Source organism: Ornithinimicrobium avium, assembly GCF_003351765.1.
Taxonomy (GTDB): Bacteria; Actinomycetota; Actinomycetes; order Actinomycetales; family Dermatophilaceae; genus Ornithinicoccus; species Ornithinicoccus avius.
This window is the reverse complement of sequence record NZ_CP031229.1, coordinates 2,798,688-2,814,841: the sequence shown is the minus strand read 5'-3', so window position 1 is coordinate 2,814,841 and position 16,154 is coordinate 2,798,688. Positions and strand designations below refer to the sequence as shown.

The 16,154-nt window shown below is 68.8% G+C and carries 14 protein-coding genes; 6 read left to right on the top strand and 8 right to left on the bottom strand.

Annotated elements, in window-relative coordinates; all coding sequences use genetic code 11:
- Positions 1-90: 90 nt before the first annotated feature.
- From DV701_RS12775 to DV701_RS12755, 5 genes are read left to right on the top strand one after another with little or no spacing between them, the layout of a single operon-like run.
- A complete protein-coding gene (locus DV701_RS12775; RefSeq protein WP_162803012.1) occupies positions 91-1,218 on the top strand; it encodes a glycosyltransferase in 1,128 nt (375 codons plus the stop codon).
- Positions 1,215-2,123 (top strand): glycosyltransferase family protein, encoded by a 909-nt coding sequence (locus tag DV701_RS12770; RefSeq protein WP_114928761.1) that lies wholly within the window; start codon positions 1,215-1,217, stop codon positions 2,121-2,123. The genes DV701_RS12775 and DV701_RS12770 overlap by 4 nt, the downstream gene beginning before the upstream one ends.
- Positions 2,113-3,414, top strand: a complete 1,302-nt coding sequence (locus tag DV701_RS12765) for an MATE family efflux transporter (protein ID WP_114928759.1) — start codon at positions 2,113-2,115, stop codon at positions 3,412-3,414. Before DV701_RS12770 ends, DV701_RS12765 begins: the two co-directional genes overlap by 11 nt.
- A 13-nt stretch (positions 3,415-3,427) precedes the next feature.
- Complete coding sequence (locus DV701_RS12760) at positions 3,428-4,618, top strand: hypothetical protein (RefSeq protein ID WP_114928757.1); 1,191 nt, start codon at positions 3,428-3,430, stop codon at positions 4,616-4,618.
- A gap of 44 nt (positions 4,619-4,662) precedes the next feature.
- Positions 4,663-5,724 carry a glycosyltransferase gene (locus tag DV701_RS12755; RefSeq protein WP_228255357.1) on the top strand — a complete coding sequence of 354 codons (1,062 nt, stop codon included), beginning with the start codon at positions 4,663-4,665 and terminating at the stop codon, positions 5,722-5,724.
- On the opposite strand, the gene DV701_RS12750 is transcribed toward DV701_RS12755, so the two are convergent.
- A complete protein-coding gene (locus DV701_RS12750) occupies positions 5,725-7,113 on the bottom strand; it encodes a polysaccharide biosynthesis tyrosine autokinase (RefSeq protein ID WP_114928753.1) in 1,389 nt (462 codons plus the stop codon).
- A gap of 130 nt (positions 7,114-7,243) precedes the next feature.
- On the opposite strand from DV701_RS12750, the gene DV701_RS12745 reads away from it, so the two are divergent.
- On the top strand, positions 7,244-8,050 hold the full coding sequence (locus DV701_RS12745; protein ID WP_162803011.1) for a hypothetical protein: 807 nt from the start codon (positions 7,244-7,246) through the stop codon (positions 8,048-8,050).
- A 70-nt stretch (positions 8,051-8,120) separates the two neighbouring features.
- Here the strand turns inward: DV701_RS12745 and DV701_RS12740 are convergent, their stop codons facing one another.
- The 7 genes from DV701_RS12740 to DV701_RS12710 all read right to left on the bottom strand — a co-directional run bounded on the left by DV701_RS12740 (position 8,121) and on the right by DV701_RS12710 (position 16,154).
- Positions 8,121-8,759: a NeuD/PglB/VioB family sugar acetyltransferase gene (locus DV701_RS12740; protein ID WP_228255021.1), complete on the bottom strand. Its 639-nt coding sequence runs from the start codon at positions 8,757-8,759 to the stop codon at positions 8,121-8,123.
- Positions 8,760-8,785: 26 nt separating this feature from the next.
- Positions 8,786-9,385: a sugar transferase gene (locus DV701_RS12735; RefSeq protein ID WP_114928749.1), complete on the bottom strand. Its 600-nt coding sequence runs from the start codon at positions 9,383-9,385 to the stop codon at positions 8,786-8,788.
- Positions 9,382-10,506 carry a DegT/DnrJ/EryC1/StrS family aminotransferase gene (locus DV701_RS12730; RefSeq protein ID WP_114928747.1) on the bottom strand — a complete coding sequence of 375 codons (1,125 nt, stop codon included), beginning with the start codon at positions 10,504-10,506 and terminating at the stop codon, positions 9,382-9,384. The genes DV701_RS12735 and DV701_RS12730 overlap by 4 nt, the downstream gene beginning before the upstream one ends.
- The gene (locus DV701_RS12725; protein WP_228255020.1) at positions 10,503-12,290 is read right to left on the bottom strand and encodes a nucleoside-diphosphate sugar epimerase/dehydratase; all 1,788 of its coding nucleotides are present in this window, start codon (positions 12,288-12,290) and stop codon (positions 10,503-10,505) included. The genes DV701_RS12730 and DV701_RS12725 overlap by 4 nt, the downstream gene beginning before the upstream one ends.
- Before the next feature lie 222 nt (positions 12,291-12,512).
- A complete protein-coding gene (locus DV701_RS12720; protein ID WP_114928745.1) occupies positions 12,513-13,448 on the bottom strand; it encodes a carbamate kinase in 936 nt (311 codons plus the stop codon).
- Positions 13,445-14,272 (bottom strand): SDR family oxidoreductase, encoded by an 828-nt coding sequence (locus tag DV701_RS12715; RefSeq protein WP_114928743.1) that lies wholly within the window; start codon positions 14,270-14,272, stop codon positions 13,445-13,447. The genes DV701_RS12720 and DV701_RS12715 overlap by 4 nt, the downstream gene beginning before the upstream one ends.
- A gap of 4 nt (positions 14,273-14,276) precedes the next feature.
- On the bottom strand, positions 14,277-16,154 hold the full coding sequence (locus tag DV701_RS12710) for a hydantoinase B/oxoprolinase family protein (RefSeq protein ID WP_114928742.1): 1,878 nt from the start codon (positions 16,152-16,154) through the stop codon (positions 14,277-14,279).

The following is a 16,154-nucleotide window of genomic DNA, read 5'->3' as shown; positions in this document are numbered from 1 at the left end:
ACCCGAGGACCCCGTGAAGGCCTGATGCTAACGTGTGAGGCCGCACCAAGCGAGACGACGCCTAGCGCCCGGGGTGGTTGGAGGGTCTGCATGCCGCATGTTCTGTGGTGCGTCACCAGTCCTGTGACCGCACGTGCTTTTCTGCGTGGGCATCTGCAGCACATGGAGAGCCGCGGTATTCGCACCACCCTGGTCTGCGGCGATGACGGCACTATCGGTGAGGAGTTCCCCTCGTTCGAGCCCTGGACGGTCGACCGCGAGCCCTCTGCGCTGGCTGACCTTCGGGCCGCCCGAGACCTGACCCGCATCCTCCGTCGCCTGCGCCCCGACACTGTCGTGCTGGGCACACCCAAAGCCGGACTGCTGGGTATGCTCGCGGCCGTCGCGACCCGCGTTCCTCGTCGCATCTACGTCGTGCATGGTCTGCGGTACGAGGGCTTCACCGGGTGGCGTCGACGCGTCTTCCAGGCATTCGAGGTGCTGGTCGCGTCCGGAGCCACGCAGACGGTCGCCGTCAGTCCGTCGGTCGCGGCGTCGCTCCGGTCCTTCCTTCCGCCATTGCCTCGTCGTCGGGTGAGGGTGATCGCGCACGGATCTGCCGACGGCGTCGACCCCTCTCGGTTCCGACCTGCCACGGCCGACGAGAGCCGGGCTGTGCGGCGCCGACTGGGCCTTCCGGCGGACAAGCACGTGGTCCTTTTCGTCGGGCGTCTGACCGGCGACAAGGGCCTGAGTGCACTCGTGCGACTCGCCGCGGTGCTCGAGACGCGGTCCGACACGGTGCTGGTGCTCATCGGCGAGCCCGAGCCGCGAACGGCGACCGAGGAAGGTCTCGTCGACCTCCTCACAGCCAGCCCCGCCGTACGGCACGAGAGCCGCTCGGACGAGGTCGAGACGTGGCTCAGGGCCGCCGACGTCCTGGCCCAGCCCACCCGGCGCGAAGGTATGCCCAACGTCATCCTGGAGGCGCAGTTCAGCGGACTGGCGGTGGTCTCCTGCGCGGTGACAGGTGTAGTCGACGCCGTCGAGCACGACGTCACGGGAGTCCTGGTCCCGTGGGGCGACGACGGCGCGTTCGTCGACGCTGTCCTCGATCTGCTCGCGGACCCGGGTCGTCGCCTCTCGCTGACCCAGCAGGCACGATCGCGTGCGCTCGCTCGTTTCGATCAGAAGCAGGTGCGCGACTGCTGGGCGCGCTTCCTCCTGGAGGAGGCATGATCCGTGTCGGTATCGCGCGTCCGACCCGCTTCTACGGGCCAGAGATCTTCGCGCTCGTCCACCACTTCGCGAACGATCCTGACGTGCGTTACGTCCTCGTCGAGGACAAGGAGGATCTTGATTGCGTCGAGCTGGACCTGGCCCACGTGGTCATGGGTTTTGAGGGCCGGTGGCGGCGTGCACGGACCCCCCGCATCCACGACTACTCGTCGCTGTCGACTCCGCCCTGGGCGCCGCTCAAGGACCGCATCAAACGCTCCGGCCAGATCCGCCCCGTTCTCCGCAGCTTCCTCTCCTGCTTCGTCAAGGAGCACATGGACTTCCGGGACGGCTGTCCCTGGGTGCTGCGCGACATGGGCGTCTCGGACGCCTTCTTCGCCACTTCACCGGTGGGGGGCAAAGAGCACGACATGGGCTATGCCGGCAGCCTGACCGTGGCGCGCGGCCTTGTGCGGCCACTGACGTCGCTCGCTGCGTCAGGGTTCCGTCTCCTGCTGGTCGGAGAACCAGACAGCCAGCTGCGCAGCGCCCTCGCGGCATACCCGAACGTCACGTTCGCAGGAAGGCTCCGGCAAGACGACGTCCCTGAGGCTCTGCGCACCTGCACGTACGGGCTGAACTACGTGCCTCCGGTCACCCCCTACCAGCACCAGACCTCCACCAAGGTCCTGGAGTATTCCGCCCTTGGGCTGAAGATCCTGACGAACGACTATCCCTGGGTGCGCCGGTTCCAGGCCGACCACGATGCCCGCTTCGCGGTACTCGACCCAGACCGGCCGCCGACCCCGGAGGAACTGGCTGCGATGCCGCTGCGCAACGCCGACCCCGAAACGTTCCGGTGGTCGTCGGTCCTCGAAGCCAGCGGTTTGCGCGACCAGATCCTGAGGGTCGTCAATGGGTTCTAGGGCGCTGCTGCGCGGAGGCCTCCTCTATGCGGCACGGGTCTCGTACGGGGCGCTGCTGCTCGCCGCCTCAATCATCATCGCCCGGCTGTACGGTCCGTACGGCCTCGGGGTCTATGCCCTGCTCCTCACCTTGACCAACCTGGGCGGGATCCTGGGGGTGTTCGGCATGAACACCCTCCTCCTCGAGCGGCTACCCCGGCTGCGGATGCGCGCCGACGCCGACCGAGCCGTAGGAGCGTACCTGCGTTCGCTGCTGGGTGTGGTGACCCTCACAGGGGCACTTGCCACCACGCTCTGCGCGCTGGTCGCCTGGTACATCGTTCCCGAGCTGTTCTGGGCCAGCGGCACCGTGATGTTCATGGCCTGGTCCACCCTGTTCCTCAGCTTCCTCGTCTCTGAGCACCGCCAGGTCATGGCCGCGTCGCTCGAGTCTGTGCTGCGTCCCGCTCTGTTCGTGGGGCTCCTGGTCGTCATGGGCTTCGTCCTGGCCCTGGACTTCACCCTGGTCGTCAACACCGCTCTGCTCGGGTCCCTCGGTGTTCTCGCGCTCCTGGCTGGGATGAGCGCCCTCGTCCTGACCAGGCGTTACCGGACGCGCGCCGTATCCCCCGGCTCTGTGCACCCGGCGTCCTCCTCGCAGCACGTGGGTGCATCCGTCCTCGGCCGAGACTCCCTCGGACACGGCTTCATCTACATGGTGACGGCTCTTCTCACGGCGGCGGGTCAGCAGTTGGACCGGTTCGTCATCGAGCTCCTGGCCACGACGGAAGCCGTCGGTGTCTACAGTTCGACGCAGAACGTCATGAACATCGTCACCTACGCGATGCTGGCCCTGATGTCGCTGCTCCTGCCCGCGATCGCGGAGTGGCAGGCCGGCAGCCTTCCAACCGAGGATTTCGTCCGACGGTGCCGTCTCATGTCCAGGGCACTGACCGCGCTGGCGCTCGCGGTCGTCGTCGTGTGCGTCTTCGGGGGCGACCTCCTTCTCAGCGTGTTCGGTCCCGAGTTCGTCGCCGGCCGTGACGCGCTCGTCGTCCTAGCCGTCGGTCAGGTGGTCACCGCGGCCCTCGGTGTCGCCACGACAGTCCTGTCGATCGGGGACCACCGGCTCGTCGCCCTCTGGATCACCGCCGGAAGCGTCGTTCTCAACATCGTCCTGTGCTTCCTGCTCATCCCGATCGGCGGGATCACCGGAGCGGCCGTAGCGACCGCGGTCTCCCAGTCGTCCAATAGACTGGCCGGGCATCTCTACCTGAAGCGCCGCCTTGGCGTGAGCGTGACCGCCTGGTGAACGTGGAGCCCCTGTGACACAACCGACCAACGCGCTGACCTTCGCGGTGCTCACCGTCGCGCTGGCGGCCGCGGCACTGCTGGTGCTGGCCTGCACCTTCTACCGCGGCCCGTTCGGGGTGAAGGTCGCCGCCGTGGCCAGTTTCGTCCTCCACGGGGGGCTGGGGATCAGCAACGTCCTGTGGTCCTGGTTCGCGATCGCCGACCAGGAGACTTACCACGCGCAGGCACTCGCCCTGGCCGACGGGCGAAATCCCCCCATCTGGCAGGAGAGCAAGCAGGCCTGGCCGGTCCTCCTCTCCTGGATGTACCGCTGGATCGAGCCGAACCTGCAGCTCGGCATCGTGGCGAACGCGCTCCTCACGGGAATCACCGTGCTTCTCGTCCACCGCACCGCGGCAACTCTCCACCCGCGGGCCGGGGGGTACGCCGTGCTCCTGCTCTTCCTGATGCCCAGCTGGTGGATTTGGGGGTCGTTCGCCGTGCGTGAAGGACTGGTGTGGACGATCTGCGCCGGCATCGCGCTCTGCCTCGTCCACCTCCGCCGTGGTTCGATCGTGGCCTCCGTCGGCTTCCTCGCGCTCTGCGGCCTGCTCGTCGCGGCACGTGGAACCCTGGTGCTGCTCATCCTTGCGGGGCTCGCCCCGGTCCTGCTCATCGGTTCCGCCAACAAGCTGCGCGGAGCCCTGCTCGGGCTGGGAGTAGTAGCTGGAGCGTTGTTCTTCTTCAACGCGGTCCTGGCCGAGACCGTGGAGCGCTCCGATGACCTCGAACTCATCCGCAACGACCAGTCACGCGCCGAGTCTGGCTTCGTCACTGGCCAGGTCCTCGTCACGCTCGCGCGTGTCCTAGGCGGTCCGTTTCCCTGGGAGGTCCCTTCGCTCGGGCTCATCTTCCTGCCTTTCGGGGCCTTTGCCATCGGCATCCTGGTTCTCACCCTGATCGGACTCCGCCGCCTCGGTCTGCCCGGTCTGTGGCTAGCCGGCCCGGCGGGTTCGATCCTCCTCGGCCTCGCCCTCGTCTCGGGCAACTACGGCACGATGATGCGGCTGCGCGACATGGCGACGATCCTCGTCCTACCGCTGGCTGCGAGAGGGCTGCTGTCCATCGTCCGCTCACCGTTCTGGCGTGACCGCTCCATCCAGGGTCGTCCCACCGTCCACCGGACTCCCGGCGCGGCCACGACGCGGGTCAGAGACGCGTGAGCAGGTCTCGCCAGGAGCGCCGGTCGCCTTCGCCGGTGATCGTCATGCAGAGTACCGAACCGGCACGCCGCGGCTCGGCCGCGCTCGTCCACCTCTCGGCGATCGAGGAGGGGCTCGACCGAGCCGGACTGACCGTCCGTCGCACGTGGGCGGACCCGACGCACCCCCTGCCGGTCCGTCTCGTCGCCAACGGGATCCAATTCATCCGCGCGTTGCGTGGGGCCGATGCGGCCTACCTGCGCTGGCACGTCGCCGACGTCCTGCCGATGATCGCCCTGCGCGCCCGGCGCGTGCCCTATGTCCTCGAGATCAACGGGCCGGTCGACGACGTCATTCATGCTCATCCCGTCGTCCGGCCGCTGCGTCCTCTGCTCGAGGCTCTCGCCCGGTGGCAGCTGCGTGGCGCGACTCGCATCACCACGGTGTCGACCGGCCTGGCTGGCTGGGCGGACCGGCAGGGAGCTGGGCACACCGATCCGCAATCGGTGCAGAACGGGGCCTTCCCCAAGATCCAGCGACACCGACGACCGCCGGAACACCCCCCCTACGTCGTCTACTTCGGCGAACTAGCCGACCGACAGGGGGTGCGCTTCCTCCTGGATGCCCGCCGCTCCAGCACCTGGCCGGAGGGCCTCAAGCTCGTCGTGATCGGGGACGGGCAGTTGCGCCCCGAGGTGGAGGCTGCAGCCCGGGCGGGTCTGCTGACGTCCCTCGGACGCCTCGCGCAGGAGGGGACGCACGCCATCGTGGCCGGTGCTGCAGCGAGCGTCAGCCTGCAGTCTCCCGCGTACCCCCGTAACGAGGTGATGGGCTTCCCGTTCAAAGCCGTGGAGAGCTTGATGCTGGGAGTCCCGGTCGTCGGGACCTCCCTGTCGGACCAGGACCGCATCCTGGCGAGGTTCCCGCGCTGCGGCGTGGTCCGTTACGGGGACGTCCCCGCCCTGTGCGAAGCCCTCACGAACTGCGTCCGCGCCGAGGAAGCGGAACGTGCGGCCATCGCAACCGAGGCCGGCGCCACCATGACCTGGCAACGCGCCGGGGAAGAGACGGCCGAAGTCGTGTGGGACGCGCTCGCCCGGTCGGGATTCGGCATCGCCAAGGGGTAGTCAGCGGGCGCTCAGGACGTCCTCGTCTGCCTGCTCCCGGGCGTAGGCATGGTAGTAGTTGCCGTTGGTCGCCCCAGCGCGAGCCGGGACCTTGTTGAGCACCAGGCCGAGCACATGCGCCCCGACGCTGTGGAGAGCGTCCATCGCCGAGTGCAACTGTGCACGGCGGACCACCCCCGACCCAACGACCACGATGGTGCCGTCGGACTGGCTCGCGAGCACGGCGGCGTCTGTCACCGGCAGCAACGGTGGCCCGTCGATCACCACGAAGTCGTACCGGTCGCGCACCTCCGTCAGCAGGCCAGCCATGCGCGGCGACCCCAGGAGCTCGCTCGGGTTCGGTGGCAACTCACCAGCACCCAGGACGTCGATGCGCCATTCCTGGCCGTGCTGCTGCACGACGTCGTCGAATTCAGCGTCTCCGATCAGCACCGTCGTCAGCCCTACCTCACCCACGAGACCCATGTACTCCAGGAGCTTCGGACGGCGCAGGTCCGCCTCGATGAGCAGCACCCTGCTGCCGTCGGCGGCGAGAGCGAGAGCCAGGTTGGCGGTCGTCGTGCTCTTGCCCTCGTGCGGCACGGACGACGTCGTGACAATGACCTGCGGAGGGTTCTCGGGGTCGATGAAGCGCAGGTTGGTCCGCATCACGCGGAACGCTTCGGCGCGTGGGTGCTGCGTACTTGCCTGCGTCAGGAGGGGATGCTTGACCGCGTGCCTGTCGTAGCCGATGGTCCCGATCAGCGGCGGGAGGTCTTCCCGCTGCGGAAGGGAGGACGCGTCCACGATCCGGGTGTTCGTGACGACCCTGGTGACGGTGATCACCAGACCAAGGAGCGCGCCGACAAGTCCTCCGAGCAGCAAGTTCCTCCCTGGCTGCGGGCTGATCGGAGCATTTGGTACCGCCGCGGCACGAGTCACGCTGACCTTGACGGGGGACGAGGCCGACCGGACGGACTCCAGTTCCTGGATGGTTTCGGTGAACTGCTCAGCGACAGCATTCGCCAGTTGCGCTGACTCTTGAGCAGAAGGTGCGTAGGCCGTCAGCTCGAGCAGCACCGTTCCCGAGGAGACGTTGGCACGCAGGTCGTGCGCGAGGTCTGCGGCGTCTCTCTGGAGCCCGAGCTCTTCGATGACCGGGTCCAGCACGATCGGCTGAGTCATCACCTGCGAGTAGGTGAGGACCTGGTTCTGGGTGTAGTTCACGCCTTGCACCAGGCCCGCCGCGTCGTCGCCTACGCTCGTCGAGACGAACATCTCCGTCGAGGACGCGTAGCGCACCGGCTGCAGCAGGCTCATCGCGGCGCCTACGATGAGGCCGAGGAGCGCACCTAGCAGCACGCCGCGCCAGCCCTTGCGCGCGACGTCCAGGAACGATGCGAGCGTCACTCTAGTCCCCCTGACCGGGTAGGAAGTTGAAGCGACAGCGTATCAATCCCATTTGGGGCGTCGGCACATCTCTTCTAGGCTTGGGGCGCGCGACTCCTGAGTCGTGGCATCGGCGGGAGGAAGGCACTCGATGAGATCGGCGCGGACGCTCGACATCCTGATCGCCGTTGCCACCGTCGTCGCGGTCGCGGCGGCATGGCTGGCCTTTGCACGCCTGCCGATCCACCAGCCTGACGAGGTGGCTGTCTCAACATCCGCTCCGGCGCACCACAGCGATGACGCAGAGAGCGGCGGGGCGCCGGCGGTCACGCCCACCACCAGGGCTGCGGCCACGTCAAAGGAGGGTCCACGTGATCCACGAGAAGTGTGGTGGGACGCCTTCCAGTCGCCGAGAGCCGACCTCCTCGTCGTCGGAGACCACACGGTGAACAACGACGACGAATGGCTCACCGAGTGGGCTGGGATGCAGGGTTCTCGCGCCGTCGACGTGCACTTCTGGCAGGAGGCGAGCGACACTCACTACGAGCAGACGGTCCGGCGCGGCAAGGATTCAGGCAGGGCGGACCTCGTGGTGTGGGCGGCGGCGCGTGAGGGGACCTCGCTCGCTGCGGCGGCCGAGATGGTCCCTCAGTTTGTCTCAGAAGGCACCCGCCCCGACCTCGTGCTGATCTCAGTGGCCGGCGAGGGCGATGAGAGCGACCTGGACGACCTCTCAGCGGCTCTCGCCAAGGCGGCTGGGGACCGTGTCCCGACCGCCGTTGTGCTCTCGCCCCCGGGCTGGGCAGCGTCCGAGCTGGTGGAGCCCCTGGCCGAGTGGGCCGCCAGGAACGACCTTCCGGTCGTCGATCTCCGCGATATCAAGGGCCTGCCGCCGCAACCGACGCCAGCGGAGGCGGCAGCGGCCATCCAGCAGGTCGTCCGGAGCTGGAGCGAGTAGACGCTCTCGGCCCAAGATGCTCGGAGTCGCGGCAGGCTCGGGACGCCCACCGTGTCGTGGGGCCGTCCCTCTAGCCGGTCACTCGCGCCGGGACGCCAGCGACCGTGCGTCCGGGCTCGACGTTCCGTGTCACGACAGCGCCGGCTCCTACGACTGCCCCTGACCCGATCGTCAGACCCTGCAGGACGGTCGCGTTGGCGCCGATGAGGGCCCCCGCTCCTACTCGTACGTCACCGGAAAGGCAGGCGGCCGGGTTGAGACGGACGAAGTCGTCCAGCACCACGTCATGGCCCACCGTGGCGTTCTGGTCTACGTGGACGTGCCGCGAGACGTCGATCGAGGCACTGAGTCGGACACCCGGTGCCACCACCGTGCCCTCTCCCAGCCGGACGTCAGCACCGATGGTGGTGTCCGGATGGACAAGGATCGGAAAGGAGACGTCTGTGCGGGCGTTCTGGCTCAGGCGGTCCACCAACTGGCGGCGCCCGTCAGGATCACCGACTGCCACGACAACCGACAGCGGACCGTCGCGGTCGAGAAGATCTGAGACCCTCCCGAGAATCATCGGTCCGAGGCGTCGCAGCCGATGGACGTTCGCCGGACTAGGAGCGTCGTCCACGACTTCTCCGCAAGCCCAGACCCGGTCGTCGAGGGCAAGCCGACGCAACAAGGTCACGACCTCTCGCCCGAAGCCTCCGGCGCCGACCACGATCGGTGGGGTGGTGGGTGGGGGGATCACTCGCCGCCCATGAACTCGGGCATGGTCGCCTCCCCCTCCGCGCTGATCCCCTCTCGACGCAGGACCGTCAGGACGGTGCGTGCCAAGATCCTCAGGTCGAGACCGACGGTAGCTCGGTCGACATACCAGACATCCAGCGCCAGCCGTTCGTCCCAGCCCAGGCTGTTGCGTCCCGAAATCTGGGCCAGGCCGGTCAACCCGGGACGCACCTCGTGACGTCGTGCCTGCTCAGCGGTGTAACGGTCCAGGTAGGCCATGAGCAGGGGGCGAGGACCAACGAGGCTCATGTCACCTTTGACCACGTTCCACAGCGTCGGAAGCTCGTCCAGGCTCGTCGAGCGCAGGAAAACGCCCAGCCGGGTAAGCCTGCTCGCGTCATCCGTCAAGCCGGGCGCAGGCGGCCTCATCGTGCGGAATTTGACCAACTCGAACGGTACCCCGTGCAAGCCCGGCCGCTGCTGACGGAACAAGACCGGGCCACCGCTCGTCAGCCGGACGGCGACAGCGGTCATCATCTGCAGGGGCGCGCTGATGGTCAGCGCGGGAACCGCGATAACCAGGTCTAGGACCCGTTGGGCCCTGCGGGGCGCCCTCAAGCCGCGGCCAGCTCGTCGCCGATGGTCGTGATGACGAGATCCACTTCTTCGTCCGTGAGGACAGATCCGCTCGGCAAGTTGATGCCGTGCCCGAAGAGTCGCTCTGCGGCACCGGTGACCACGCGGCGGGAGCTGGCGAAGACCGGTTGGAGGTGCATGGGCTTCCACAGGTGCCGGGCTTCGATCTGGCGAGCGTTCAACGCTGTGACGAGCTCGGGGCCGCTGCGTCCGAGACGGGCAGGGTCGAAGACGGCAGAAGTCAACCAGCAGTTACCACCGTCAGCCTCGTCACCGAGGAAGCGCACGCCGTCCAGCCCTCCCAGCGCCGCTCGGTAGCGCATGTGTATCTGCTTTCTGCGGGCGATCATCTCGTCCAACCGGCTCAGCTGGCCGCGTCCCAGCGCCGCCAGGATGTTGGAGAGGCGGTAGTTATACCCGACCTCCTGGTGCTCGTACCACGGCACGGGCTGCCGGGCCTGGGTCGAGAGGTGGCGGGCGCGTTCTAGCAGAGCAAGATCGTCGGACAAGATCATGCCTCCGCCAGAAGTCGTCATGATCTTGTTCCCGTTGAACGACAGTGCGGCCGCCATGCCGAAACTACCTGCCGCTCGCCCGTTCTCGTCGACCGCGCCCAGCGCCTCCGCCGCGTCCTCGACGAGCGGGATCCTCCGTTCGGCGAGGGCCGGCGCCAAGCGTGCGTAGTCGGCCGTCCGGCCATACAGGTCCACGGTCATGACAGCGCCGACCCGCACCCCCTCCGCGACGAGCTCGTCGACCGCACCGAGGAGGACATCGACGTCCAGATTGCCGTCGTGTTCCTCGACGTCGACGAAGACCGGCTTGGCGCCTGTATAGGCGACGGCAAACGCCGAGGCTGCGAACGTCATCGTCGGAACCACGACCACGCAGTCATCGTCCACGCCGACGCCCAGCAGTGCCAGGTGCAGGGCTGCGGTGCCGGATGCGAGGGCGAGTCCGCCCGCGACTCCCACCCGGGCGGCCATCTCCTGCTCGAACAGCTCGACTTCTGGACCTAGTGGCGCGACCCACCCGGAACGCAACGCTTCGATGACGTGCCGCTCCTCCGTCTCCGTGATATCGGCGAGAGAGAGGTGGATCACCGGCTCCCCTCACGCATAACTGCTTCCGACACGGGATGCAGCGCCAGGCGCCTCAGCGTCTCGACCGAGTCGGGATACGTGGAAGAGTTGATGAAGTCACCGGAGATGGGAGGCACGTCCACGGACCGTACCAGTGGATGCCCAGTCTCCCGACGATGCTCCGAGTCGGTGAACAGGTCCTCGGACAGCTTCTCACCGGGTCGCAGACCCGTGTACAGGATGGGGACCTCCTGGCCCGCCATCCTCATCAGGGTTCTGGCTACGTCAGCGATCTTGACGGGCTCTCCCATGTCCAGGACCATCGCCTCCCCGTCGCCGCCCATGACGCAGGCCTGGAGGACCAGTTGACAGGCCTCGGGGATCAGCATGAAGTATCGCTCGACATCAGGATGCGTCACGGTTACCGGCTGGCCGGTGCGGATCTGCTCCGTGAAGATCGGGATGACCGAACCCCTGGAACCAAGCACGTTGCCGAACCGGACCGACACGTAACGACCGGCGTGCTTGCGAGCAAACTCAGCTGTCAGCCGCTCGGCGATCCGCTTTGAGTAGCCCAAGGCGCTCGTGGGCGCGGCAGCCTTGTCGGTCGAGACGTTGATGAAGACGCCCACCCCCGAGGCAGCCGCCGCGGACAGGACGTTGTAGGTACCTTGGACGTTGGTCATCCAGGCCTCGGACGGGTTCTTCTCCAAGAGCGTGAGGTGCTTGAGGGCCGCAGCGTGGAAGACCACATCAGGACGGTGCTCAAGGAAAAGCTGGTGCAGCCGACCCCGCTCCCGGATGTCTGCCAGGAGGAGGTCCTCCCCCTCCAGCAGTCCCCGGCCCGTCAGGGAGAGTTGAGTGGCATGCAGACCGGACTCATCACGCTCGAGCATGAGCAAGCGGGCGGGCCGGTAGCGCGCGATCTGACGGCACAGCTCGGAGCCGATCGAGCCACCGGCGCCCGTGACGAGCACCACCTGGCCCGTGATCTGCGCCGCGATGGCCTCCTGGTCCAGAAGGACGGGACGCCTACCGAGAAGATCTTCAAGGTCCACGTCGCGCAGGTCCTGCACATCTGCACGGTTGAACATGTCGTCGATCGCCGGCAGCACCTTGACCTGCAGGCCCGTCGCGTCGCCGATCTGAGCGACCTCCCGCAAGTACTGCGCATCGGCGTCAGGCAGAGCTACGACGAGATGTGTGGCCCGCTTGCGCTCCGCAATCCGGGGGATGTGGCCGAGACCGGTCAGAACCTTGATCCCGTCAACCCGCTGGCGACGCATACCGCGGTCCTCGTCGACGATGGCCACGGGGACGTACTGCCCCGACCCGAACAGCATGCTGTGCACCAGCGAGCGTCCCGTGACACCCGCCCCGATGACGATGGCACGGGCCTCGGCCTCTCTTCGGCCGAAGCGGCGAGCTCGCCATGCCCGAGCCACGAACCGGACCGCCAGCATACCAACGAGAGCTACCGCGCCCCCGAGGAGCGGCACGGAGCGCGGCACCAGAAGAGGCGGCTGGACCACCGTGACGACGACGAAGAAAAACAGGGCAGTGAGAGTGACCGTCCGTCCGACAGAGACGACCTCGTCGAACGAACCGCGTTGGTGCCTCGTGGAGTACGGACCCGTGACGACGCCGATCAGGATGTGCAGCACCCCTGCGGCCGGCATGACATAGACGAGAGTGTCCGCAAACTGTCCGATAGAGACATAACTGAGTCGCCCCCAGGTAGTGAGGAGGATCGCGACCGCCCAGATCACTGCATCGGTCAGCGCCCAGAACGCCCGAGCGGCCACTTCGTGCATCCTCAAGTCCGACAACTCCCATTTCGACTCTCGCGACGGACTGTTCGACAGCCGCAGCTCCCCCCACCCCACCTTCACCGAGGGCAGTTACCTCAAGAGGTTGACACAAGAAAGGATTCTCTGCAAGTTTTCGGGTTGGCACGAGGTCCTCGAGCTGACGGACTCTGGCTCACCATGACCGCGCTGCGTGCCTGCCGGCACTGCCCACTGGTCTCAGTCGATCACGACCTCCGTGCCCACGCCACCTTTCACCGCCGCGGCGATGCTGGACAGCGCGGTCACCACCGCCCGCGGACCGCCGGACTCCACGAACCGGGTGACCGCCTCGATCTTGGGCAGCATCGACCCGACGCCGAACTCGCCGGCCTCCAGGAACCCGCGCAGGTCGGACACCGGGACCCGCCCCAGCGGCCGCTCCTGGGCCGTCCCCCACCCCAGCACCGCGTGCTCGACGTCGGTGGCGATGACCAGCAGGTCCGCCTCCACCATCCGGCTCAGCAGGTATGCCGTCAGGTCCTTGTCGATGACCGCCTCCGTCCCGCGGTAGCCGCCCCGAGGGTCGGGCACGCACGGGATCCCGCCGCCGCCGGCCGCGACCACGAGGAAGCCGGGCCCCAGGAGTGCCGCCACGGCTCCGGCGTCGAGGATCTCCCGCGGCTCGGGCGAGGCGACCAGGCGGCGCCACCCACGCCTGCCCTCGTCTCGCCATACCTGTCCCTCGGCCTGCTTGGCCGCGGCGTGCTCGGCCCGGCGGTAGGGCCCGATGGCCTTGGTGGGCACGGCGAAGGCCGGGTCGTCGGGGTCGACGAGGGTGCGGGTGACCAGCGCCGTGACCGGGCGGGAGACGCCGCGCTCGGCCAGCCTGCGCTCGAGCGCGTTGACGAGGGTGAAGCCGATCGTGCCCTGCGTCTGCGCGCCGCACCAGTCCAGGCCCACGGGCGTCAGGTGGCCGGCGGACAGCTCGTTCTTGAGCAGGATGTTGCCGACCTGCGGCCCGTTGCCGTGCGTGAGCACCACCTCGTGCCCGTCGGCGACCAGCGCGGCGACGTGCCGCGAGGCCTCCTCGATGGCCCTGCGCTGGTCGTCCGGCGTGGAACTGCCGTCGGTGGCGGTCATGGCGTTGCCACCCAGGGCGACGACGATCCTCATCGGTCCTCCAGCCTCAGGGCCTGCGCCCAGGTCGTGGCCGGCCGCCCGAGCAGGCGGGCCAGCGGGCCGGGGTCCGCGGTGAACCCGGTCTCGTCGTAGGCGGCGAACATCGCCAGCAGGTCCTCCCGCGCCGACCCGTGCACCTGCGCGCCAGGTCCGGCGACCCACTCCTGCACGCTGGTGCGGGTGGCGGCGACCGGCCGGCCCAAAGCCTGCTCCGCCCGGGCGGCCAGCTGGGCGACGGTCAGCTCCTCCGGCCCGCCCAGCGTGACCGTGGTGCCCGCCGGCAGCTCCCCGGCGAGCGCCGCCGCGGCGACCTCGGCCACGTCGCCCAGGTCCACCAGGCTGAACGGCCGGTCCAGCCGGTAGGGCACCGCCAGCTGCCCCGCGCGCGCCGCGCCGGTGAGGTTCTGCAGGTAGGCGCACGGCCGCAGCACCACGGCACCCGGGTCGACCGCCCGCACCGCCTCCTCGGCGCCGCCCTTGCGCAGGTGGTGCGGCATCCGCGCGTCGTCCGGGTCGGCCACCGAGTGGTAGACCAGCCGATCCACGCCGGCCCCGCGGGCCAGTCGGGCGGCGCGCGCCATCGCCTCCGTCTCGCCCGGGTGCACGTTGGGCATGAGCAGGTATGCCGCCTCCGCGCCCTCGAACGCCTCGGCCAGTCCTTGCCCGCTGGCCACGTCGGCGACGAGCCACCCCGCACCGGACCCGTCGTCGACGTGCCGCCGCGAGGTGCCGCGCACCGCCAGGCCCCGGGCCAGCGCAGCACGGACCACGGCACGGCCGGTCTTGCCGGTCGCGCCGAGGACCGTGACCGTCGGCATGTCCTCAGAGCCAGTCGACGTCGGCCGAGGTGGCGCCGCCGGAGAGCCGTGCGTAGCCCGGCCCCCGGTCGAAGAACGGCTCCTCGCCCCGGGCCGCCCGGCGCTCGGCGCGCAGCGCCTGCGTGGCGGCCTCGTCGATCACCGGCTCGTCCCTGGTGCCGGAGGCGACCACGCCGTAGTCCTGCCGCGCGCCCTCGAAGGACACCTTGCCCCAGCGCAGGTCGCGCTCGACCTCCTCGGTCGGTCGCTCCAGCGGGTCGCCCCAGCCGCCGCCGCCGGTGGTGCGGATCCGGATGATCTCCCCGGCCCTGACCGGCTCGGCGTCGGCGAGCGCGTCGACATACCTCTCGTCCGGGCCGCCGGGGCCGATGCAGACCTCGAACGGGTGCCCCGCCTTGCCGCCCTTGACGCCCCAGCAGGCCAGGATCGAGCGGTCCGCGATCGACATGAAGTGGGCGTCCTTGAGCATCCGGATCGCCTTCTCGTACCCCAGCCCGCCGCGGTAGCGCCCGGCCCCGCCGGAGTCGACCGCCAGCCCCAGCCGCTCGACGAGGAAGGGGAAGCGGGACTCGGTGAACTCGGTCGGCAGGTTGCGCGAGTCGGGCACGACGTGGATCGTGTCCTCGCCGTCGGCGTAGTAGCGGCCGCCGGAGCCGCCGCCGAGCACCTCGCGCATGAGGTAGTCCTTGCCGTCCCGGTCCTTGCCGTAGACGCCGGTGTAGCGGATCGTCTCCTGGTCCGCCGGCATCCTCCCGTCGACCGCCTTGGCGACCACCCCGGCCAGCACGCCGAGCAGGCGCAGGATGACGAACGTGCGCGCGTTGGTCGGCGCCGGGAAGATCGGCGTGAGCAGCGTGCCCTTCTCCGGGAACCTCATCTCGATGAGCGGCACCACGCCCTCGTTGACGTCCAGCTCGGCCATCCGCTCGGGGGTGTCGGCCAGGTTGCGCAGGATCGGCGCGAGCCACTTCTTGAGGAAGTTGCCGTCCGCGTAGTCCCCGCAGTGGTTGATCGGCCCCTTGGCCTGCGGGGCGGTGCCGGTGAAGTCGATGATGATCTTGGGCCCGTCCTGAGGCCCGCCGGTGCTGGTCTTGGTCAGCGTGATCCGCTGGGTATGCAGTCTCGGCGCGTCGACGCCGTCGTGCTCGGCGTAGTCCTCCCAGACGTACTCGCCGTCGGGGATCTTGGACAGGATCTCCCGGCGGTAGGTCTGCGTGGTCTTGTCCAGGATCGCCTGGAACGCCGCCTCGACCGTCTCCCGGCCGTAGCGGGCGAACAGCTCCGACAGGCGCGAGGCCCCCATCAGGCAGGCCGAGCACTCGGCGTCCAGGTCGGCGGCCAGCGACTCGGGCATCCGGGAGTTGCGGGTCATGATCCGCAGCGCCGCCCGGTTGGGCACACCCTGGTCCCACAGCTTGATCGGGGGCACCATCAGCCCCTCCTCGAAGACGCTCGTCGCCGCCGACGGCATCGAGCCGGGCGTGGCGCCGCCGATGTCGTCGTGGTGGCCGAAGGCCTGGACGAAGCAGACGACCTCGCCCTCGTGGAAGACCGGGACGGTGACGCACAGGTCGGGCAGGTGGCCGATGCCGCCCTCGGACTCGTAGACGTCGTTGTGGAAGAAGACGTCGCCCTCGCGCATCGTCTCCAGCGGGAAGTCGCGGGCCACCGGGTGGACCAGCGCGCTGTAGGAGCGGCCGGTGAGCTTGCGCAGCGCCCGGTCGTGGATGCCGGCGCGGAAGTCGTGCGCGTCGCGGATCATCGGGCTGCGCGAGGTGCGCGCGATCGCGGTCTCGACCTCCATCTCGACCGAGGCCAGGGTGCCCTGGACGATCTCGACGACGATCGGGTCGACGGCCGGCGCGGTGGTGGGAGTGGTCAT

Excerpts from the sequence above, each read along its gene's own strand:
- DV701_RS12715 (WP_114928743.1), bottom strand. The coding sequence starts at position 14,272 with ATGCCGACGGTCACGGTCCTCGGCGCGACCGGCAAGACCGGCCGTGCC.
- DV701_RS12755 (WP_228255357.1), top strand. The coding sequence starts at position 4,663 with ATGCAGAGTACCGAACCGGCACGCCGCGGCTCGGCCGCGCTCGTCCAC.
- DV701_RS12765 (WP_114928759.1), top strand. The coding sequence starts at position 2,113 with ATGGGTTCTAGGGCGCTGCTGCGCGGAGGCCTCCTCTATGCGGCACGG.
- DV701_RS12720 (WP_114928745.1), bottom strand. The coding sequence starts at position 13,448 with ATGAGGATCGTCGTCGCCCTGGGTGGCAACGCCATGACCGCCACCGAC.
- DV701_RS12775 (WP_162803012.1), top strand. The coding sequence starts at position 91 with ATGCCGCATGTTCTGTGGTGCGTCACCAGTCCTGTGACCGCACGTGCT.
- DV701_RS12745 (WP_162803011.1), top strand. The coding sequence starts at position 7,244 with ATGAGATCGGCGCGGACGCTCGACATCCTGATCGCCGTTGCCACCGTC.
- DV701_RS12710 (WP_114928742.1), bottom strand. The coding sequence starts at position 16,154 with ATGACCACTCCCACCACCGCGCCGGCCGTCGACCCGATCGTCGTCGAG.
- DV701_RS12770 (WP_114928761.1), top strand. The coding sequence starts at position 1,215 with ATGATCCGTGTCGGTATCGCGCGTCCGACCCGCTTCTACGGGCCAGAG.